Source organism: Rufibacter sp. DG15C (genome assembly GCF_001577755.1).
Lineage (GTDB): Bacteria > Bacteroidota > Bacteroidia > Cytophagales > Hymenobacteraceae > Nibribacter.
Map to the genome: position 1 here is coordinate 311737 of NZ_CP010776.1, position 19995 is coordinate 331731.

The 19995-nt window shown below is 50.4% G+C and carries 17 protein-coding genes; 9 read left to right on the top strand and 8 right to left on the bottom strand.

Going from position 1 to position 19995, the window contains the following annotated elements; all coding sequences use genetic code 11:
• The first annotated feature begins 56 nt into the window (after window positions 1–56).
• From TH61_RS01365 to TH61_RS01385, 5 genes are all read left to right on the top strand, one after another.
• Window positions 57–554, top strand: coding sequence for a hypothetical protein (locus TH61_RS01365; RefSeq protein ID WP_066504883.1), 498 nt, complete (start codon window positions 57–59; stop codon window positions 552–554).
• 23 nt (window positions 555–577) lie between these two features.
• Window positions 578–1003, top strand: coding sequence for a DUF2721 domain-containing protein (locus tag TH61_RS01370; protein ID WP_066504885.1), 426 nt, complete (start codon window positions 578–580; stop codon window positions 1001–1003).
• A 57-nt stretch (window positions 1004–1060) separates the two neighbouring features.
• Entirely contained in the window at window positions 1061–2293 is a 1233-nt protein-coding gene (locus TH61_RS01375) for an S-adenosylmethionine:tRNA ribosyltransferase-isomerase (protein ID WP_066504891.1), read from the top strand.
• Window positions 2294–2434: 141 nt separating this feature from the next.
• The gene (locus TH61_RS01380) at window positions 2435–3400 is read left to right on the top strand and encodes a YjgN family protein (protein ID WP_066504894.1); all 966 of its coding nucleotides are present in this window, start codon (window positions 2435–2437) and stop codon (window positions 3398–3400) included.
• A gap of 13 nt (window positions 3401–3413) precedes the next feature.
• Window positions 3414–4511 (top strand): M48 family metallopeptidase, encoded by a 1098-nt coding sequence (locus tag TH61_RS01385; RefSeq protein ID WP_066504896.1) that lies wholly within the window; start codon window positions 3414–3416, stop codon window positions 4509–4511.
• 109 nt (window positions 4512–4620) lie between these two features.
• On the opposite strand, the gene TH61_RS01390 is transcribed toward TH61_RS01385, so the two are convergent.
• Together TH61_RS01390 and TH61_RS01395 are read right to left on the bottom strand one after the other, a co-directional pair.
• Window positions 4621–5997 carry a RagB/SusD family nutrient uptake outer membrane protein gene (locus TH61_RS01390; protein ID WP_071887751.1) on the bottom strand — a complete coding sequence of 459 codons (1377 nt, stop codon included), beginning with the start codon at window positions 5995–5997 and terminating at the stop codon, window positions 4621–4623.
• A 9-nt stretch (window positions 5998–6006) separates the two neighbouring features.
• Window positions 6007–9108 carry a TonB-dependent receptor gene (locus TH61_RS01395; RefSeq protein ID WP_066504901.1) on the bottom strand — a complete coding sequence of 1034 codons (3102 nt, stop codon included), beginning with the start codon at window positions 9106–9108 and terminating at the stop codon, window positions 6007–6009.
• A 322-nt stretch (window positions 9109–9430) separates the two neighbouring features.
• On the opposite strand from TH61_RS01395, the gene TH61_RS01400 reads away from it, so the two are divergent.
• Window positions 9431–10303 (top strand): DUF2911 domain-containing protein, encoded by an 873-nt coding sequence (locus tag TH61_RS01400; protein ID WP_066504904.1) that lies wholly within the window; start codon window positions 9431–9433, stop codon window positions 10301–10303.
• Between the two features lie 97 nt (window positions 10304–10400).
• Here TH61_RS01400 and TH61_RS01405 read toward each other — a convergent pair whose 3' ends face one another.
• The 3 genes from TH61_RS01405 to TH61_RS01410 form a co-directional block, all read right to left on the bottom strand.
• Window positions 10401–12104 carry a sodium:solute symporter gene (locus TH61_RS01405; protein ID WP_066504907.1) on the bottom strand — a complete coding sequence of 568 codons (1704 nt, stop codon included), beginning with the start codon at window positions 12102–12104 and terminating at the stop codon, window positions 10401–10403.
• Window positions 12101–12226 carry a hypothetical protein gene (locus tag TH61_RS18415; protein ID WP_255360000.1) on the bottom strand — a complete coding sequence of 42 codons (126 nt, stop codon included), beginning with the start codon at window positions 12224–12226 and terminating at the stop codon, window positions 12101–12103. The genes TH61_RS01405 and TH61_RS18415 overlap by 4 nt, the downstream gene beginning before the upstream one ends.
• 82 nt (window positions 12227–12308) lie before the next feature.
• Window positions 12309–14798 carry a PIG-L family deacetylase gene (locus TH61_RS01410; RefSeq protein ID WP_066504910.1) on the bottom strand — a complete coding sequence of 830 codons (2490 nt, stop codon included), beginning with the start codon at window positions 14796–14798 and terminating at the stop codon, window positions 12309–12311.
• A gap of 188 nt (window positions 14799–14986) precedes the next feature.
• On the opposite strand from TH61_RS01410, the gene TH61_RS01415 reads away from it, so the two are divergent.
• Window positions 14987–15274, top strand: coding sequence for a hypothetical protein (locus TH61_RS01415; RefSeq protein ID WP_066504912.1), 288 nt, complete (start codon window positions 14987–14989; stop codon window positions 15272–15274).
• Between the two features lie 91 nt (window positions 15275–15365).
• Here the strand turns inward: TH61_RS01415 and TH61_RS01420 are convergent, their stop codons facing one another.
• The 3 genes from TH61_RS01420 to TH61_RS01430 form a co-directional block, all read right to left on the bottom strand.
• Entirely contained in the window at window positions 15366–16061 is a 696-nt protein-coding gene (locus TH61_RS01420) for a hypothetical protein (RefSeq protein WP_157600478.1), read from the bottom strand.
• A gap of 437 nt (window positions 16062–16498) precedes the next feature.
• Complete coding sequence (locus tag TH61_RS01425) at window positions 16499–17344, bottom strand: OmpA family protein (protein ID WP_066504915.1); 846 nt, start codon at window positions 17342–17344, stop codon at window positions 16499–16501.
• A 140-nt stretch (window positions 17345–17484) separates the two neighbouring features.
• A complete protein-coding gene (locus TH61_RS01430) occupies window positions 17485–17802 on the bottom strand; it encodes a hypothetical protein (RefSeq protein ID WP_066504917.1) in 318 nt (105 codons plus the stop codon).
• A gap of 231 nt (window positions 17803–18033) precedes the next feature.
• Between TH61_RS01430 and TH61_RS01435 the strand changes: the two genes are divergently transcribed.
• Both TH61_RS01435 and TH61_RS01440 read left to right on the top strand, forming a co-directional pair.
• The gene (locus TH61_RS01435; RefSeq protein ID WP_066504919.1) at window positions 18034–18255 is read left to right on the top strand and encodes a CDGSH iron-sulfur domain-containing protein; all 222 of its coding nucleotides are present in this window, start codon (window positions 18034–18036) and stop codon (window positions 18253–18255) included.
• A 135-nt stretch (window positions 18256–18390) separates the two neighbouring features.
• Window positions 18391–19857 (top strand): APC family permease, encoded by a 1467-nt coding sequence (locus TH61_RS01440; protein ID WP_066504922.1) that lies wholly within the window; start codon window positions 18391–18393, stop codon window positions 19855–19857.
• Window positions 19858–19995: the final 138 nt, after the last annotated feature.

The following is a 19995-nucleotide window of genomic DNA, read 5'->3' on the forward strand; positions in this document are numbered from 1 at the left end:
AGCAAGTAGTGAAGGACATCTTTTGCTAACTTGCTGTTTTTAAAGCATTCTTGCCCATGAGCGCCTCCATTTACCAACAGTTACTTTCTCAGGTTTTCTCTGAAGAGACAGCCTCTTTGCAACAAAGAATCTCTCCCTTGTACCAAGAGCTGGAAGACGCTTTGCAACAGGCGCGCCCGGGCAAACTAAGCCAGGAGCTGGTGAGTTTCAGTTTTGAGCGCTTGCGGTTGGGCATTGGCATTACCTTGTTGCAATTGCTCACCGATCTGGGCGGCGATGAGGACAGTTCTGAGGTGCGTGATTTGTTGCAGGATGCCTTGGAGGCCGCCAGTGTGCATGAGATTGACAAGCGCATCCAGAAGAAAGGCCACCTGTTTGAAGAACTCTACACAGACTTGTATGTGAACGCCGAGGCCGAACATGTGCTGGCTCTGTTTGAGCGCACGCTGGAGTCTTCGTCTAAAGAAGAGACAGATGAGGTCTTGGAAGAAGCCCTGGAGCTGGCCCATGACCTTGAAATACAACCCGGCGGTGACGAGGACGATTTAGCTTAATTGATTCTTTCCAGCGTTTTGCCATGGAAATCACCTTAACCACGCCTGCCCTGCTCTTTCCGGCGCTCTCTTTATTACTTTTGGCATTTACCAATCGGTTTATGTCGTTGGCTAAGCTCATCCGGGATTTAAAGCACAGATACCAGACCTCACATAGCCAGTTGGTGTTTGGTCAGATACAGAACCTGCGCAAGCGCCTGATCCTCATTAGAAACATGCAGGCGGTGGGCATTGGCAGTATGTTCTCCTGCGTGTTGTGCATGTTCAGTCTGTACAAAGGCTGGCAGATGGTAGGCGAAATCATCTTCGGGATGAGCTTGGTGCTATTGATGATCTCCATGGCCATCTCCCTCTGGGAAATCCAGATTTCTGTCAAAGCCTTGGAACTGGAGTTGAGCGACCTGGAGCAGGAAGAAGCCGAGGCTCCCTTAATCTTCCCTAAAAACTAACCTCCCGGCAGCTACCTTTACCTTCTTTATTTTTAGTACCAATCGTATTTATATTTCATGAGTGCATCCCATCCCCGGCAGATTTCCATCGCTGATTATACCTATGACCTTCCTGAGGAGCGTATTGCCCAGTTTCCCTTAGAGGTACGGGACCAGTCGCGTCTTTTGGTGTACCAGCAGGGCCGCATGGCAGATGCGCACTTCACAGACTTGGCCAACGCCCTGCCGCCGCATTCTCTCTTAGTGTTCAACAACACCAAAGTGGTGCAGGCACGGCTTCGTTTCCAGAAGGTCACGGGTGGCATTATAGAGCTCTTCTGCCTGGAGCCTTTAGAACCCATCCGGGAAGTACAGCAAGCCATGCAACAAACCCAGTCTGTTGTCTGGAAATGTCTGGTGGGCAACAACAAGCGCTGGCGCGAAGGCCGCCTAGAAATGCCCTTGGGTCCCAATCCAGAAGACGGGATTCTATTTGCTGAGCGCCTGGCCCCCGCCGAGGAAGGCTATGCCATTCGGTTCTCTTGGACGCCGGCAGAGCGCACTTTTGCTGAGGTTCTGGAAATTGCCGGTCTCTTGCCTTTGCCGCCCTACATGAACCGAGACGCCGCGCCAGAGGACCAGAACCGCTACCAAACCATCTACGCTGATGCCGCGGGCGCCGTGGCTGCCCCCACCGCCGGTCTGCATTTCACACCGCGTGTGCTGGAGCAACTGAACCAGAAGAAACACCAGGCGGCGTTTGTCACTTTGCACGTGGGTGCCGGCACGTTCAAGCCGGTCAAGTCTGAGGTAATGGAGCACCATTACATGCACCCAGAACAGCTATCAGTTAGCCGCGAGACGGTGGAGCAGTTGCTCCGGCACTTGGGCCAGCCTATCATTCCGGTGGGCACTACCTCTATGCGTACTTTAGAGAGTTTATATTGGTTGGGCGTTGGGCTGTCTATGGGTTCTTTGCCAACAGAAGATGATCAACTCTTAGTGCCCCAATGGCTGCCATATGACCAACGCACGTCGCTGTCAGTGCAGGAGGCACTGGAAAGCATCTTGACTTATCTGAACCAGCAGGGCTTGTCGCATTTGCAGGCCACTACGCGCATTCTCATTGCCCCGGGCTACCAGTTCAAGCTTTGCAACGGCATTATCACCAATTTTCATCAGCCAAACAGTACGTTGCTCTTGTTGGTAGCGGCCATGATTGGGCCGTCTTGGCAGAAGGTGTACCGGCACGCTCTGGCCAACAACTACCGCTTCTTGAGCTACGGCGACAGCTCCTTGCTCCTACCTTAAGGTGTGCTTCGTTTTTGGGTTGTTTTATGGAAAACAGGCCAAAAACGCCATGATGTCTTGATGGGGCTTGGTTAATTTTTCTATTCTGAGTAAGTTCCCATACGCAACTAACCTAACCAACCTAAACCCTATCTGTCATCTATGGCAAACTATTACCCTTCAGAAAAAAACATTGACCTGGAGTTCAAAGGCAAAGGCTCCCAATTATTTGAGATTCAGCTAGCCAACTGGGTCCTGACTGCGCTAACACTCGGCTTGTACTACCCTTGGGCCAAGGCCAACGTCTTGCGCTACACGTATGCCAAAACCAAGCTCGCTGGCAGTTCCTTCGCGTTTCATGGCACGGGCAAGGAAATGTTCTTGGGCTATATCAAAGTGATTGCCCTAATAGCAATCTTTTATGGCTCCATTCTCTACGCGACCATCACAGAAAATCCAGAATGGCTGACCTATACCATGCTGGTCTATGCGGTGGCTATCTTCTTATTGGTGCCAATGGCCATTCATGGCCGTATGCGCTACCGCATGTCTCGTACGTCTTGGAGAGGGATCCACTTTGGCTACCGCGGAAGCTTGAAAGAACTTTCCTTGTTGTTTTACCGGGATGTTTTCTTGACCATCATCACCTTTGGATTGTACCGTGCCTGGCTTGAAGTGAACCTGCGCCAATACATTGTGCAGAACCTGAGAATGGGCAATGTGCAGTTTCATTTTAGAGGCACCGGCGCCGAGCTTTTCATCCTGCACCTGAAAGGCACCATTCTAACTTTTATGACCCTGGGCATCTACCTGTTCTGGTACATGCGTGACTTGCACATCTTCTACCTCAACAACATGATGATTGAGCAGAACGGCAAGTACATTAACCTTGATTCTACCGTGACAGGTTTTGGCTACTTCAGGTTACTCATGGGCAATCTGTTCATAGTGCTGTTCACCTTAGGGTTGGGCTCTCCTTGGGCTACCATCAGGACGCTTAAGTTCATCATCAACAACACAGACATCATGGGTGACTTTGACCCAGACAACTTGGTGCAGACCGAAGACGAGTACAAAGACGCCGTGATGGAAGACATGTCAGAAATGCTGGACATAGGCTGGGTATAAGCAAGCGTTCTCCATGACTTCTTATACAGGCACCTATTATGACGGTCGTTCCTCGCAAGGGAAAACCGTAGACGTTCATTTGCAACCACAGGGCTTGGCGCTGTCCTTTTCTCCCTTGACGGGCGAAGAGGACGCGCCTTCTCCTTTGTTTTGGGAAGCCTCCCTCATCAAACCCAACGCCTATAGAGATGGGGCCAAAACTGTGCTCAGGTATGGAGATTTCCCGGCCCAGTCCCTAGAGGTGGTTTCCCCAGATTTTGCCGAGGCCATCAAAAACGCGTACCCAGAGGCCATCTTCCACCGAAACGCTCAACCCGTTCCCAAAGGTCATAGGCCGGGGCTTTATGCGCTGGCTTTGCTGTTCTTGGCGGGTTTAGCCGCCTGTTATTTTTGGCTGTTACCCGCCGCTGCTGACTTTTTATCCAGGCAGATGCCGGTGGCTACAGAAATCACTTTAGGCGAAAAGATTTACGCCCAGCTGGTTGACAAGGAAGAAGTTGACACCGTCAGGACCCAGCATGCCCAACGGTTCTTAAAACAGCTTTCCATCACATCTGAGTACCCGTTGGCCATCACGGTGGTGCAGGACAAGACCGTGAATGCGTTTGCCTTGCCTGGTGGCCACATGGTCATCTTCACCGGATTACTGGACCAATTGCAAACGCCAGAAGAGTTGGCGGCCTTGCTGGGACATGAGTACGCACACGTGCAAGAGCGCCACACGTTACGTTCCATGGCTCGTCAATTGTCTACGTATGTCTTCTTATCCCTCTTGCTAAATGACGTGGCGGGTTTGTCTGGCCTTATTCTAGAAAACGCCGACAAACTCAATGCCCTCCACTATAGCCGGAGTTTGGAGCAAGAGGCAGATACTCAAGGATTTTTCTTGTTAAAGGCGAATAAACTAGACCCCAAAGGCATGCAAAGGCTGTTTGAACGCCTGCAAAAGGCCGCTCCTTCTTCCTCAGAAGTGCCTACCTTAGTTAGCTCGCATCCGCTCACCTCAGAACGGCTGAAGCATTTGAATACCTTAATAAAAGCCAACCCTTATGCTGTAAAGCCTGCCTCCAGTAACTTACAGCAAGCATGGCGCTTACTGAAAAAGCAATAGGCACAAAATGAAGTTACATTAGGCATTCAAGTGCATACGTTGAAAACAAACTGACAAAAAAAGAGGAGGCTAAAAGCCTCCTCTTTTTTTGTCTATGACAATCCATTGATTAATAGCCCGGGTTTTGGGCTCCTAGGTTAGGATTGGTCTCAAATTGTTGGAATGGCAATGGCCAAAGATTACGGAAGGTGTTATCTGGCGCAGTGGCGGTAGCTGGGCAGAAATTCAAAACTGCACAGGTCTGGCCAAAACGTTTTAAGTCCATGAACCTGAGCCCTTCAAACGCAAACTCCAAACGGCGCTGTAATAAGATTTCTGTCAAGGCGGCTGCGTTAGAAGTAGGAACCACACTTCCCAGACCCGCTCTGTTACGAATCTCGTTGATGTCACTGATCACTTGAAGGGATGGTGGAGCACCAGCAGCCCCTAACCGAGCGTTGGCTTCAGCCCTAATCAAGTACATTTCAGCTAAACGCAGGATAACCACATTGTCACTGCCATTTACCACGTCATCATACTTAATCACTCTTCTGCGCGTGCCTTGTTGAACGGTAGTCTCTGCAAACCTTTCACCTCCATCACTGGAGAGCAGGTTAAAGAGTCCTGCAGAAACGTAGAATTTTTGGCCGGGTACTGCTGGGTTTGAAGAGCTAGCCAAGGCGTTTTGGTCATCCTCGTTAAAGGCCAACTCAAAAATAGACTCACTAGACGCATTGTCTGTCCCAGAGCCGTTAAAGACGTCGCCAAAGTTTTCTTCTAAACTAAAGGGGCCATTGTCAATAACCTCTGATGCCTTGTCACGGGCTTGGGCATAGTTGCCTTGCTGCAGGTATACTCTAGCCAAGAGCGCGGTAGCGGCCCATCCTGAGGCGCTGAAAACATCGTCATCATCTCCCACCAGTTTGGTTTCTGCCGTAGTCAAATCAGTGATTATCTGGGTGTACACTTCAGCCTCTGTACTTCTGCCTTGGCTTTGCACACCAGCTACATCAACGGTAGGCTTGGTGACAATGGGTACGCCGCCAAAAACTTTCACCAGATCAAAATAAGCAAGGCCTCTCAAGAAATGAGCTTCGCCCACAATTCTATCCTTTTCCTCCTGCTCAATATTGGCCAAAGCCCCTACTTCTTGTATCACCAGGTTGGCTCTACCAATGGCTGTGTAGATGGTAGCCCACGTATTAGCAATCTGCAGGTTGGTAGGATTAATATTACGATTGGCTACTTCTCTGTGGGTGGTAAAAGTACCTGTAAACGTCAGGTTGTCTGCATACAGATCTTGGTAATACAGGTAAGACAACCCATAATAATCACCTGCTTGAAAGGCGCTGTATACCCCCTGCAAGGCTCTGTCTGCTGACCTGGCATCTGTGATGGCGCCCTCAAACTCTATGCTGGAGGTAGGCTCTACGTCCAGCACATCTTGGCAGGAAGAGAATACGCTCAAACCTGCACTTATAAAAAGTATATAAAGTCTCTTTTTCATGTCTGAAAATTAAAGTCCGATGTTAACACCAAACGTGAAGGTTCTTGATTGCGGAAAGGTGTAAAAGTCTACCCCTATGGTGGTGTTAGAAGTACCAGCAAAGTTCACTTCTGGGTCAAAGCCTGGATAGTCTGTAAAGGTTATCAAGTTTTGAGCCTGAGCAAAAATACGGACGCTGCGTATTTTTGCTCTTTGCGTTAAGGTACCCGGCAAGGTGTAGCCCAGCATTAGGTTCTTTAGGCGGGCGTAAGAACCATCATAGATGAATCTATCCTGGTTGCTACGGTTGTTGCCGTTCTCATCTAAGTAGGTGGCACGTGGCGTGTTGGTCACATCTCCTTCTTTCTTCCACCGGTCCAGCACAATGTCACGCATGTTGTCATCATACGCGCCTAAGTGCTGCTGGTACTGCATTGCTGGGTTAGCAATGTCATTGCCCACAGAGAACTGGAAGAAAGCAGTGAGGTCAAGCCCTTTGTAACTAAAGGTGTTGGTTAAACCTCCTACAAAATCAGGCTGGGCATTCCCCAAGATGGTTAAGTCATCATCTGTGATTTCACCATCTTCATTGATGTCAACAAAGTTTACATCACCAGCTTGCGTATCAATGTTATCATCTCCATTGGCATCTACGTACCGGCCGGCATCAATCACTTGTTGGGTGGTGGAGAAAATACCATTGGTTTTAAAGCCATAGAAAGTACCAATTGGTTCACCTTCGCGCAGCACTAAGGAGTTCCCGCCAAACCCGTAGAAAATGTCCTGTCCTTGGTACAACTCCAATACTTTGTTGCGGTTAAATGACAGATTAAAGTCTGTGTTCCAGGTAAAGCCCTTGTTGTCTGAAGTGAAGTTGACGGTGCTTAATGTAAACTCAAGACCTTTATTTTCTACACTCCCAATGTTAGAAGAATAGCTTCTCAGACCATTTTGGGTAGGAATAGGTCGGTTATACAACAAATCATCTGTGGTCTTAATGTAATAGTCTATGGCAAGGTTGACTCTATTGCTGAACAAGCCTAAGTCAGCACCAATGTTAAACTGCTTGGTTTCTTCCCATTTCAAGTCTGGGTTTTCTATTTGAGAAAAGGCAATACCCGGTCTGTTGGCATAACCACCAGCGCCAAATAAACCAAGGAAGGTAAAATCACCAATTTCCTGGTTACCTGTAATACCGTAGCTGGCGCGTAGTTTCAACTCACTGAGAGCTGCCACCTCAGGCATAAAGCTTTCTTCTAAGACCCTCCAACCTACAGACACAGATGGGAAGTAACCATACCGGTTGTTCTCACCAAAACGGGTTGAACCGTCTGCTCTAAAGTTTAAGCCCAGCAAGTATCTGTCTGAGATATTGAAGTTGGCTCTACCAAAGTAAGACAGCAATGCATACGGGGTAATGGAGTTGGACCCGCTGTTTACACTTGTAGCACTGCTTAGGTAGCGGAACCTCTCACTTGGGAAGCCTTGACCTGTTACAAAGGTTCTGTCTATGTCATTCTCCTCTGCAGAAGTACCTGCCAGTAAATTCACATAACTGTTGGTGCCAAAGTCCCAGCGGTAATCTGCCGTGGCTTCTAGCAAGCGCTTACTCACCAATGTAGTGGTTTTAGTGGCAGAACCCTGGGTGGCAATCCCTACGCTACCCGGAAAGTTATCACCAGTATAGCTACGCTCAGAGAGGTTCAATACGTCTGCTCCCGCTTTCAAATTCAGGTTCAGTTTGGGAAGGATGGTGTATCTGGCTGAGATGTTTCCTATAGCGCGTAAGTTCTTGCTCTCATTGTCATTCTCCCTACCTTCTGCCACCGGGTTGGTATAAAAGTAGTTTGGGTATGTATATGTGCCATCTTCATAATACACCGGGAACACCGGCGAAGCCGCCAAAGAGTTGGCAAACGGCCCAATAACCGTGTTGTCACTGACAATGCGTTGGTTCTCAGAAAGGCTTAACTGTACCCCAGCAGAAAAAGAAAGCTTGTCACTGTAAGAGTGATCCAAATTTAAACGGCCGCTGTACCTTTCATATCCACTGCCTATGATAATACCTTTCTGGTCAAAGTAATTACCAGACACATAGTACCGGGTTTTGGCATCCCCACCGCTGGCAGAAAGTTCATAATTACTAATGCGGGCATCCTTCACGGTTACTTGATCCATCCAGTCAGTATCCACACCTTCTGGATCAAAGTCAAACCCACCGTAATAGAAATTGCCGAAATCTGTAGCGGTCCAAGGGTCATCTTCTCCCAGGTAACCGTCATTGATAAAGGCTTCGCGCATTACTTGTAAGTAATCTGCTGCATTCAAATAGCTAGGCTTCTTCCACATGTTCTGGATACCAGTGTAGGCATTCAGGTTAATGGTGGTTTTATTGGCCTTACCGCGTTTGGTAGTAATCAAGATAACCCCATTGGCCGCTCTTGAACCGTAGATGGCTGCTGCAGAAGCATCCTTCAAGATGTCCATAGACTCAATGTCTGAGGGGCTTAAATCTGAGAGCGCATTGATGGACTGACCCCCAAAATCCAACTGAGAATAGTCACCCGTGGTCATAGGCACGCCGTCAATCACATACAATGGTTGGTTACTGGCAGAGATGGAACTGGAGCCACGTACGCGCACGGTTACCCCGCCCCCAGGTGTACCAGAGTTCTGCGAAATTTGCACCCCCGCGGCACGGCCTTGCAAAGCTTGGTCTACGCCAGCTACGGGTACGTTCTCAATAGCGGCGGCGGTTACTTGGGTAGTAGCTCCCGTCACCTCGCGGCGCTCCTGCGTACCATAACCAATCACCACCACTTCATTTAAACTTCTGGAGCCCTCAGCTAAGGTAACGTCTAGGTTAGATCCACTACCAGCGGTTACTTCTCTGGTGTTGAAACCCAGGTAACTGAACACCAAAACCGGAGTACCGGATACACTCAAGGTATACCGGCCGTCTGCGTCTGTACTGGTACCATTGGTAGTACCTTTCACCACCACACTCACACCCGGAAGAGCCGAACCGTCTGCCGAGGAGGTTACCCTGCCCGAGATGGTTCTGTCCTGCGCCATGGCGCTAAAACTTAGCATGTTGATGAAGACAAGTAAAATGAGCAAAAGTCTTTTCATATACATTTGTTAGAGTTGGTAATTTATTTTCAAATCAAATGATCACAAGAGAGATGATCGCTAGCTCATCTCTATACATCAATAAAAGTCTTGCTCCTTGGCAGTGCTTTTATTCATCATATCACATGTACGTATATAGATATAAAGCAGGGTTTAATTTTTTCATATATTTTTCTTACTAAAATTCTATTTAACCGTAATCTTTAGGTTATGTTTAGCTAAGCGACACTTTTCTCTTCCTTTAGCTTGATAGCACATGACCTAGTCTTTTCTAGCCATTTTGCCTAATATTACAGGACCAATTACTTCACTTATAAGACATATGAAAAAACAGATTCAATTTACCTATGCCTTGGTTTGCGCCTTGGCCATGATCTTGATGGGCACAGAAGTCTCTGCCCAGATTAAAATGCCGGCCGCCAGCCCAGCCGCCACCGTGAAACAAACAGTGGGCTTAGGCGAAGTGACCGTGGAGTATTCTAGACCCAGCATGAAAGGCCGCAAGGTGTTTGGGGATCTTGCTCCGTATGGCAAACTTTGGAGAACAGGCGCCAACGCCTCAACCAAAATCACCTTCTCTGAGGAAGTAATGCTGGAAGGCAACAAGGTACCAGCCGGACAATACGCCTTGTACACTATTCCGGGTGAAAAAGAATGGACTGTAGTGATCCACAAAAACCTAAAACACTGGGGAGATGGTGGCCCTGACTACAAACAAGAAGAGGACTTGGTACGTTTTAAAGTGAACGCCAAAGAACTGGATGACAAAGTAGAGACCTTCACCATTGGCTTCAATGACATTACCAACAACGGCGCCACCCTGCAGATCATGTGGGACAAGACGCTGGTACCGGTAAAAATCACCACAGACGTGGACTCCAAAGTGATGGCCCAAATCCAGGAGAAAGTCATCAACGGCACCGATGTGAAGCCCGCCATGTACGCCGCCGCGGCCAACTACTACGCAGACAACAACAAGGACCTGAAGCAGGCCCTGGCCTGGATGCAGAAGGCCAACGCCACCAACCCATTGTTCTACAACATGCACTACCAGGCCAAAATGCAGGTGAAGTTGAAGGACTACAAAGGCGCCAGAGCCACTGCCGAGAAGTCTTTGGAGATGTCTAAGCAAGCCAAAAACGCTGACTACGTGGCCTTGAACGAGAAGCTCTTAGCCGAGATCAAAAACAAATAACGTTTTGGCCTCTTTTGGCTAAAACAAGCCAAAAACGAAGCCCCGCCAGATGTTCTGGCGGGGCTTCGTTTTTAGAAAGAGTTTATAAATGTTAGGCTTATTCCCCTATCAAGGTTTCCTGTTTGGGCAGCAGCGGCTGCAGCAGATAGGCAATTCCAATCACCAGACCGCAGCCAATAAGGTTATACCAGAGATAAGCGATCTCCGTGGTATAGTACAGCGTAAAGATGATCCCCTGCGTAAGCACCGCCGACCAGAACACTGCATTCCCGCGCAGAGATTTGCAGTAGAAGGCCGCCAGAAAGACCCCCAAGATAGTACCGTAAAAGAGCGAGCCCAGAATGTTCACCGCCTGTATCAGGTTCTCCAACTGCGAGGCAAACAACGCAAACAAAATGGACACCGCCCCCCAGCCAATGGTCAGCCACCTTGACGCACTCATGTAATGCGCCTCTGAGGCGTTCTTCACAATAGAGCGCTTGTACACGTCTACCACCGTGGTGGAGGCCAAAGAACTAAACGCCGAGGCCGTGCTGGACATGGCCGCGCACAAAACCACTGCCAGCAATAAGCCAATCAAACCCTGGGGCAACTGCTGCGTCACGAACGTGAGAAACACGTAGTCCGTGTCCTTCACCTCCACGCCCACGTTCTGCTGGTTGACCAACGCATTCGCCTCTTTGCGGAGGGCCTTGCGCTTTTCCTCGGCGGCTTGGGCCTGTAGGGCGGCTTTTTCCACGCCTTCGGGATTATTTGCCTGGTGGGCGGCTACCAAGGCAAGGGCCGCTGCGCGCTTTTGGGTGAAGGCGGCGGTGCCTTCGGTTTCCAGTTTCTGCCACTCACCCGCCTGCGCCGAGGCCGTTACCTTATCCACCTGCTGCTGGTTGAAGTACAAAGGCGGCTGGTAGAACTGGTAGAATACAAACACCATCACCCCCACCATCAGAATCAGAAACTGCATGGGCACCTTCACCAGTCCGTTCATGAGCAATCCCAACCGGCTCTGTGCGATGGTTTCGCCGCCCAGGTACCGGCCCACTTGTGACTGGTCTGTCCCGAAGTACGAGAGCGCTAAGAAGAACCCGCCTATCAGACCCGACCAGAGGTTATAGCGGTCATTGGGGTTAAAGCTCAGGTCCACCAGGTTCATCTTTCCCAGCTTACCGGCCACCACCAAGGCATCAGAGAAGCCCACCTGTGCCGGCAACAGCCGCACCACCACAATGGCCGCTACCAGCATGCCGCCCAGCATCACCGTCATCTGCAAACGCTGGGTTTGGCTCACGGCTTTGGAGCCGCCCACCACCGTGTAGAACGTCACCACCACACCAATGAACAGAATGGTATAGGTCAGGTTCCAGCCCAGAATAGCCGATAAAATAATGGCCGGCGCATAAATGGTAATGCCCGTAGAAAGGCCGCGCTGCAACAGAAACAAAAAGGCGGCCAGAGAACGCGTCTTCAGGTCAAAACGGCCCTCCAGGTACTCATAGGCGGTGTAGACTTTCAGGCGGTAATAAATAGGAATGGCCGTGGCCGACAATACCACCATGGCCAGCGGCAATCCGAAGTAGAATTGAATGAACCGCATGCCGTCCTCAAACGCCTGACCCGGCGTGGAGAGAAACGTGATGGCGCTGGCCTGCGTGGCCATGATGGACAAGCCCATCATCCACCAGCGCTCGGTGTTGTCCGCCTTCAGGAACGTAGACATGTGGCTGGTCTTGCGGGTCTTCCAGACGCCGTACAACACTATAAACGCAATGGTGCCTACCAGTACGGCCCAATCCAGGTAACTCATTGGTAAGCCTCCGTCATCAGGTAGAACAACACAATCAAAAATGCCAACACGCCCAGCACCAGCCAATACATGCCTTTCCAGGTTTTAAAGAACGGCGGCGGGTCAATATCTCCTTTGTTCATTTGCGGTGGTTGTTGGTTGCTGATTGTTGATTGCTATGCATTCGTTTTTGGCCTGATTTCCGGAAAACAGGCCAAAAACGGATTAGTTGCCCAAGGACAAGATATTCACAAAGAGGCGGTATGCGCCGGGCACACCGGCCGGTAATTCCCTAAAGAAGGAGTAACCGGTGTAGACGAAGTGCCCCTCGCCGTACTTGGCTACCAATAAGCCGCTGTCTTTGGGGCTCTCACCCGGGTCGTTGCTGGAGATGATGGCTTCGTATTCTGGCGCCCACTGGCTCGGGAAATACAAGCCGCGCTCCTGCACCCAGCCGGCAAAATCCTTTTCGGTGATTTTGTTGGGTGTGTTGAGAACGGGATGGTTGGGCTTCAGGAACTTGACCGGCGCGTCCTCCACGGTCACTCGGTCTGAGGAAAGCTTGAGCGAGTAAGGCCCCAGTTTGTCGGTGACCAGGCCGTTGCTCACGTTGTACTGCACAACCAGAGTTCCGCCTTGGCGCACATACTCCATCAACTGCGGCTGCTGAAACCGAAGACGGTCCAAGGTATTGTAGGCCCGGACGCCCGTCACCACCGCATCATACTTTTGCAGGTTGGCGGCAGACAGATCCTCTACGCGCAGTACGTCTACGTTGTAGCCTATCTGCTGCAAGCTGGCCGGCACCTCGTCTCCTGCGCCCATCAAATAGCCAATGCGCTGGCCATTGCGCTTCAGGTCCAGTTTGACTGCTTTTGAAACCGCCTCTGGGAACAAGGTCTGCGTGGGAATGTGGTTGTAGGCAATGGTCTTGAGGCCTTGGGTGTAGGTTTTGCCCTGCACCGTGACGGCCGCGCCAATGATGCTTTCGGTTTGGGATGCCCCCGGAACCACCTGGAACGTGAACTGCTGTTCTTCACCTTTCTGGCTAAGTTTCACGGGGAAAGAGGCCGGGCTGGCTTTCCATCCCTGGGGTAATCTTAAAGTCAGTTGACCATCCAAATTATTGTCCCCGGCGCGCACTTTCACGGTCACGGGTTTAGAAGTTGCATCGGCAAAGACGTAGACCTTCTCTGTGAGGTTGGCGAAGACTGGCGGCGTGATTTCAAACGGACGGTACTGTTCGCCTTCCACGGGGTCTGTGCGCTTGTAGACCACGGGCACGGTAAACGCGAAGGGCAGGCCCTGTACCGTCAAATGGATTTTTACCTGCGCGGCGGCAGGGTTTTCTGGTAAGCCAATCAACGCGGCGTCTTCTACTTTGAACATGCCGGTAGTGCCTGGCGTCTGCAACCAGTAAGGCTGAGAGTAAGCCATGGTGTTGGGCAAAGTGACATTGGTTCTGGCCATCCAGGGCTTACTGATCGCTAGCGGTTGTTGCACCGTGGTGTCTTTCTGCCCGAACAGGTATTCCACCTTGGTCAAGGTCACCTGAACGGAAGAACGGTTCACGGCTTCTACCTGCACGCTTACCTGGTCGCCGGGCACGGCGGTGTAGTCTCTCGCTGAAGCCTCCAGGTACAATCCCAGACAGGCTTTGATGACGTTGGCCAGTTCCTGCTGCTTTACTTCTTTATAGGGGTTGGCCGGAAGTTTGTCCAAGGCCGTTTTCGCTTTTAGTAAGGTGGGCACTATGGCCGACGGCTGGGCAGGGTTGTATTGTTTAAGCGCGTCTTGCAGAAGTTTGGAAACAGATTCGCCGCCTTTCACGCGGGCCCAGGAAGTGTTCACGCCTTCCAGCAAATCAGTCTTGGCAGGTTCGCCTTTCAGGAATTCAAAGTACTCAATGGCCTCTCCCCGGCTTCCGCTGCTGCCAAAGCCCTGGCTTTTATGCATGCTGCGACTCTCAGCGGCCACTTCATTGTAAGACTTGCCCAGCAGCGGATTGTACACGCCGGTCTCTACCTTGAGCTTGTTGCTGTCGTCAAACTTCTGGCCCTGGGCTACAAAAAAGCTGGAGGTGTTCCAAAAGACGCGCTTCACTTGCCATGGCTCTACGGTTTTCAATTGCTCCGGAAAGCGTTTGGGGTCTGCGGCGGCGGTGAAGGCCTCCAGGGCAATCATAGCCGAGGCCGTATGGTGTCCGTGCGTGTTGCCGGGCTCCGGAGAGAAGCGCGTCACAATCACATCTGGCCTGAACTTTCTAATCACCCAAACGGCGTCTGCCAGCACCTGATCGCGGTCCCAGATGGTAAACGTTTCTGCCGGGTTCTTAGAAAACCCGAAGTCGTTGGCGCGGGTAAAGAACTGCTCTCCACCATCCAGGCGGCGGGCCTGCAACAGTTCCTGCGTCCTGATGAGGCCCAGTTCTTCGCGTATTTCGTGGCCAATCAGGTTTTGTCCGCCGTCCCCGCGCGTGAGCGACAGGTAGCCGGCGCGCAGTTTTCGCTCATTGGCCAGGTAGGCAATTAGGCGGGTGTTTTCATCGTCTGGGTGCGCGGCTAGGTAGAGTACACTACCCAGCACGTTCAGTTTTTCAAGGGCCAGCCGTATGTCGGCAGCATTGGGTTTCTTGGGGGCCTGGGCCTGCACGGGTGGGGCAAACGCCACCCAGGCAGACAAGCAGGCACCTAGTATCACACGAAAAGAGGTCATGGAAATAGCAAGAAGTAAGAGCCGACAATCCCTTTTGCCGCGCCCGTTCTACGTAACGGTAAAGCTATTCAATTTTATATCAATCGCCACAGGCTAGGCTTGCGCAAACACCGTAAAAAGGCTTTCATAACTTTTTAAGCCTTTCTTTAGTTAAGAGAACTTGAAACTGCACGTTAAACCATATCCCTATGAAAAAGTTATTTGCAATACTCTGCCTGGCAGGCACTACCAACTTCTTAGCCACTTCCTGCGACTCTAACACGGGTGGTACCACCACCACGGCTACCCAAGACTCTGAACACATGGACGGCGCCCAGGCAGATGCCGTGAACACCGTTCCCAATGACACCACTGGCACCGCGGCCACAGAGAAAACCCAGAAAAACGTGGGCAATTCTGAAACGCGCGGCGAAACCAACACTTCTAAATCTTCTACCACCAAGAACGTGACCGTGGGCAAAGACTCAGTTCAATAAGAAGGACTTAGTTTACAGCAAAGCGCCCGTTTTTGGCCTGATTTCTAGAAATCAGGCCAAAAACGGGCGCTTTGCTTTTATGAGGTTAGAATTATTTCTTTTGAGCGGGTTTGGTGGCGTTTCTGGCTTTCTGCTTTTCCTTGAACTCCTGGCCGCCACGCCAGGTGTAGAACTCCCCTACCAACGACCTGATTTTGATCTCGTCCAGAGTGGTCAGCTGGTTTTCAACGGCGGCTTTGCGTTTGCCCAGATTCTGCAAGATGTATTCGGCGTAGTCCCAGTCCCGGGGAATCCATGTTTGGCGTTTGGCCCGCACGTTCTGCAGAAAGAAAATGTAGGCTTCGCGCATCTGCACGGCTTTGATGGTTTGCACGTTGCTGAACTTGCCCAACAACTCCTTTTCGCGGCGGCGCACTTCTTCTGCCTCCAGCGGAATCTCATCATAGGACGGCCGGTTTTCCATCTCATGAAACGTGGCCTTCAAGTCCAGAAAATCCCGCTTGGAGCTCTCTGACAACGTTTGAAAGCTGCTCTCTATCTTGTCTGCCTGTCTAGCGAAATCACTTTTGATACTGGGCCACTCGGCGCGCGAGGTGGTGGCTACCTTGTCTTTCTGCACACGCATCCATTCTTTGAACTGCTTCAATTCCTGCTCGGCGGCTGATTCCTGACCGGCTTCTTTCTTTACTTCCTGACTGGTTTCTGACTTCACTTCCTGTGCGAGGGCGGTCAATTGGGTGACACCTGTAAAGGCCATTGCCAAGCCAAAGGTTTTCCAAGTCATCATCGGGTTTTTCATAGAATGGGGACTGTTGTGCATCTCAAATATACAGATTTCTAAAAACCACCTCCGCAAAAAGCTAGCCAAGGATTAGTGACTGGAGAGTAAAGTATAATAATTATTGACCAGTGATTAATAGAATCTGCAAACAGAGTCCATCCTGGAGGCAATTGTCATGTACCTTTCTGTCATCCTGAAAGGATCTTGTGGGCAAGCTGTAAGAACTTATTATTAAACGCCAATCTAGTTCGCCACCAAGATTCTTTCAGGATGACAAAAGAAAAAAAGTAGATAGAACAGAGAAACAATCCATTACTATGCGTTTCTGGTCTATTTCCCTGAAAACAGGCCAAAAACGAACAGGCCCGCGTCAGATAAACTGACACGGGCCTGTTTTAGTATTTCTCAATTGTTTCAACTCAAGATCACAAGCTTGGTGTTGCTTAGTTCTGCTCCAGAATCTGAAAGAGTTCGTCTAGCTTAGGAGTGAGGATGATCTCGGTGCGGCGGTTCTTTTGGCGGGCGTCTGCCGAAGTTCCTGGGTCTACCGGCACGTATTTAGAACGGCCCGATGGCGTCACGCGCTGCGGGGCAACACCGGCGTCCGTGAGAATGCGGGTAATTTCTGTGGCGCGCATCACGCTCAGGTCCCAGTTGTCTTGCATGCCGGCGGTACCTTTGGCGATGGGAACATCATCCGTATGGCCTTCTACCACCACGTTCACATCTGGCTGGTTCTGCAACACACTGGCCAGTTTTTTTAGGGCTTCTTGTCCCTTGGCGTCTACTTTGGTAGAGCCAGATTTAAACAGCAATTGGTTGGATAGAGACACGTACACCTTGCCGTTGCGTACGTCAATGGTCAGGTCAGAGGCTTTGAAACCTAGCAGGGCGTCACCAACGGTTTTGCGCAGGGCGTTCACCGCACGGTCCTTTTCTGCCAGGATGCGTTCCATCTCTTTCAGGCGGGCTTCGCGGGCTTGCAAATCTGTGGTGAGTTGGTTGACTTGTTCGCTTTTATTGCTGAGGTTGGTGCGCAGCGAAGCTTCTGTAGAGGCTTTCTCTTTGGCTAAGTCCTCTTTTTCTTGGGTAAGGCGGTCACGGTCTTCGCGTAGTTTAGCGCGCTCGCTTTCCAGTTCTAGTTTCTGGCGGTTCAATTCATCCTGCAATACTACCAGTGAGCGGTTCTCTGCCAAGGCGGCCTCGTACTTTTTGGTAGATACGCAAGAACTCATGAAGCCCAAGGCTAGAATAGCAGACAAGGCAGGCGTTATGATTGATTTTTTCATAGTAAGGATACTTGTTATTAGAGTCCGTAAAAGACGCAATAATTTTTAGTACCCTTACGCAAGGAAGTGCGCAGAAGTTGAAAAGCCGGCTTCGGTCACGGGTAGGATTTATTTTGGCATTAGGTAGGGCAATGGAATTACTACTCTTCTTGTGGCGCAGAAGTAACCAGTTCTGTCTGGCCCAGAAACTCCTTGATGGTCTGTGAAGCCTGTTCAATGCCCTCTGCACTTTCTAACACCAAGCCGTCGCTGCGCAACTGTTCTAATTGTTGCGAGGTGGTTTCTACCAGTTTGAGGTACTTGGTCTTGCAGCGCATGGAAATCTCATGCAGGTAAATGCGGGCGTCTGCCAAATAAGAGGCCAGTTGCTGGGCGTTTGCCTGTTCCTCTACCTGTAGCTGTTCCAGTTGGTCAGAGATTACCTTTAGTCGTTCAATCTGTAACGCACATGCTTTCATAGGTCCAAATTTTAAGTAGATGTACTATACGTAGTTATCGCAAAAAACAGACCATTATTGTCTTCTCATTTTAAAGTCAGCCGAAAAGGAAAATGGGATAGACGCAGGCACTTTGCCCAAAAAGACTATCTTTGAAACGAGGCAAAGTCTCTTTGAGCGCCGCAGGCTGGGTAATTACCTTTTACTCATTCCACCTTTGCCTCGTTTTAGCCCTATTTTTTCCAAAACAGCATGAAAACAAAAATTACCGTGAACAGCAACGGCTCTCTAAAAGTAGAGGGCGATTTTATAGTAGTAGACGCGCAAGGCAACGAGTATAACCTGCAGGGCCGCGAAGTAGTGTCTTTCTGCCGCTGCGGCCTGTCTAGCAATAAACCCTTCTGCGACGGCGCCCACAAAGGCCATTTTGAGCACAACGCCGTGGCCTTTGACCTGCCGCCAAGAAAGGTCTAACTAGTCGCGAGTGATGAATTTTGCCATGATTGTTGATTGCTAATTGTCAACTATTGATTAATCATTGGTCATTACTCATTATTCAATATTTTATTAATCATTGGTCATTAATCATTCTTCATTCCCAAAGGGTGTATGTCTGAAACTTCTACAGGGTTTAAGCGCGAAATAAAGCTGTTTGATGCCGTCATGTTGGTGGCGGGTTCTATGATTGGCTCCGGTATTTTCATTGTGAGCGCAGATATTGCCCGCTCCGTGGGGAGTGCCGGCTACTTGCTTCTGGTTTGGGGCCTCACGGGGTTGATGACCCTGGCGGGCGCGCTCAGCTACGGCGAGCTGACCAGCCTCATGCCCAGAGCCGGGGGCCAGTATGTCTACCTCCGCGAATCTTATGGGCCCATGGTGGCGTTCTTGTATGGCTGGACGCTGTTTCTGGTAATCCAGAGCGGAACCATTGCGGCGGTGGCCGTGGCATTTGCGCGTTTTACCGGCGTGCTGTTCCCGGTCATCTCAGAGGACAACATCCTATTGGATCTAGGCTTCCTGAAGTTCACGACGGTGCAGTTGCTGGCCATTGGCTCCATTATCCTGCTTACGCTCATCAACCAGCAGGGTGTCAAGAATGGCAAGTTTATCCAGAACATCTTCGGGAGTACTAAAATCATCGCCCTGTTCGCTCTGATCGGGTTTGGCTTACTGCTGGGCACCAACGCCGAGGTCATTGAACTCAACTTCACCGACATGTGGAATGCCCAGACGGTAACCACTGAGCCGGTTTCGGGTACGCCGTTTAGGGCGCCCTTGCACGGATGGGCTTTGATGGTGGGCATCGGGACGGCCATGATCGGTTCGCTCTTCTCTTCAGACGCCTGGAACAACATTGGCTTCTCTGGCGATGAGATTGTGAACCCCAAGCGCACCATTGTCTTGAGCATGGCCATTGGTACCGCCATTGTGACGGTGCTCTACATTCTCATCAACGTGGTGTACTTGACTATTCTTCCCTTGGAAGGCTACAAGGCCGGCGCGGATGTGATGGCCCGTGGCATTCAGTTCGCCAGCAATGACCGGGTAGCCACTGCCGTGGCCGAAGTCATTGGAGGCTCAACCGCTACCATTGCCATTGCCGTTTTGATTATGATTTCTACGTTTGGCTGTAACAACGGTGTGATTCTATCGGCGCCGCGCGTGTACTACGCCATGGCGAAGGATGGCTTGTTCTTCACCAACATGGCCCGCCTGAACAAGAACAGCGTGCCGGGCGTGGCCTTGACCTTCCAGTGTGTTTGGGCCAGCATCCTGTGCCTCTCTGGAAAGTACGGCGATTTGCTGGACTACGTGATTTTTGCAGTGCTTCTGTTCTACATCCTGACCATTGCCGGTATCTTTATTTTGCGCCGCACCATGCCAGATGCGCCAAGACCGTACAAAGCCATTGGGTACCCGGTGCTACCGGCCTTGTACATTGCTATGGCCTCGTTTATCTGTATCATTCTTTTGATTTATAAGCCTGCCTACTCTTGGCCTGGTTTGATCTTAGTGGGCATTGGCATTCCGGTGTACTATTTCTTCAAGAACAAATTCCAGAAGATAGAGGATTAACCAGTAGTTGATTTTCTTACAATCGCCCTTCGTTTTTGGCCTGTTTTACACGAAACAGGCCAAAAACGAAGGGCGATTTCTTTTCAGCCCATGCTTCAGGAAGAAGCTAACGTGATCGCTAGCAAACTTTCACTATTT

Excerpts from the sequence above, each read along its gene's own strand:
- TH61_RS01410 (WP_066504910.1), bottom strand. The coding sequence starts at position 14,798 with ATGACCTCTTTTCGTGTGATACTAGGTGCCTGCTTGTCTGCCTGGGTG.
- TH61_RS01400 (WP_066504904.1), top strand. The coding sequence starts at position 9,431 with ATGAAAAAACAGATTCAATTTACCTATGCCTTGGTTTGCGCCTTGGCC.
- TH61_RS01425 (WP_066504915.1), bottom strand. The coding sequence starts at position 17,344 with ATGAAAAAATCAATCATAACGCCTGCCTTGTCTGCTATTCTAGCCTTG.
- TH61_RS01375 (WP_066504891.1), top strand. The coding sequence starts at position 1,061 with ATGAGTGCATCCCATCCCCGGCAGATTTCCATCGCTGATTATACCTAT.
- TH61_RS01440 (WP_066504922.1), top strand. The coding sequence starts at position 18,391 with ATGTCTGAAACTTCTACAGGGTTTAAGCGCGAAATAAAGCTGTTTGAT.
- TH61_RS01420 (WP_157600478.1), bottom strand. The coding sequence starts at position 16,061 with ATGATGACTTGGAAAACCTTTGGCTTGGCAATGGCCTTTACAGGTGTC.
- TH61_RS01405 (WP_066504907.1), bottom strand. The coding sequence starts at position 12,104 with ATGAGTTACCTGGATTGGGCCGTACTGGTAGGCACCATTGCGTTTATA.
- TH61_RS01385 (WP_066504896.1), top strand. The coding sequence starts at position 3,414 with ATGACTTCTTATACAGGCACCTATTATGACGGTCGTTCCTCGCAAGGG.
- TH61_RS01365 (WP_066504883.1), top strand. The coding sequence starts at position 57 with ATGAGCGCCTCCATTTACCAACAGTTACTTTCTCAGGTTTTCTCTGAA.
- TH61_RS01430 (WP_066504917.1), bottom strand. The coding sequence starts at position 17,802 with ATGAAAGCATGTGCGTTACAGATTGAACGACTAAAGGTAATCTCTGAC.
- TH61_RS01390 (WP_071887751.1), bottom strand. The coding sequence starts at position 5,997 with ATGAAAAAGAGACTTTATATACTTTTTATAAGTGCAGGTTTGAGCGTA.
- TH61_RS01435 (WP_066504919.1), top strand. The coding sequence starts at position 18,034 with ATGAAAACAAAAATTACCGTGAACAGCAACGGCTCTCTAAAAGTAGAG.
- TH61_RS01370 (WP_066504885.1), top strand. The coding sequence starts at position 578 with ATGGAAATCACCTTAACCACGCCTGCCCTGCTCTTTCCGGCGCTCTCT.
- TH61_RS01415 (WP_066504912.1), top strand. The coding sequence starts at position 14,987 with ATGAAAAAGTTATTTGCAATACTCTGCCTGGCAGGCACTACCAACTTC.
- TH61_RS01395 (WP_066504901.1), bottom strand. The coding sequence starts at position 9,108 with ATGAAAAGACTTTTGCTCATTTTACTTGTCTTCATCAACATGCTAAGT.
- TH61_RS18415 (WP_255360000.1), bottom strand. The coding sequence starts at position 12,226 with ATGAACAAAGGAGATATTGACCCGCCGCCGTTCTTTAAAACCTGGAAA.
- TH61_RS01380 (WP_066504894.1), top strand. The coding sequence starts at position 2,435 with ATGGCAAACTATTACCCTTCAGAAAAAAACATTGACCTGGAGTTCAAA.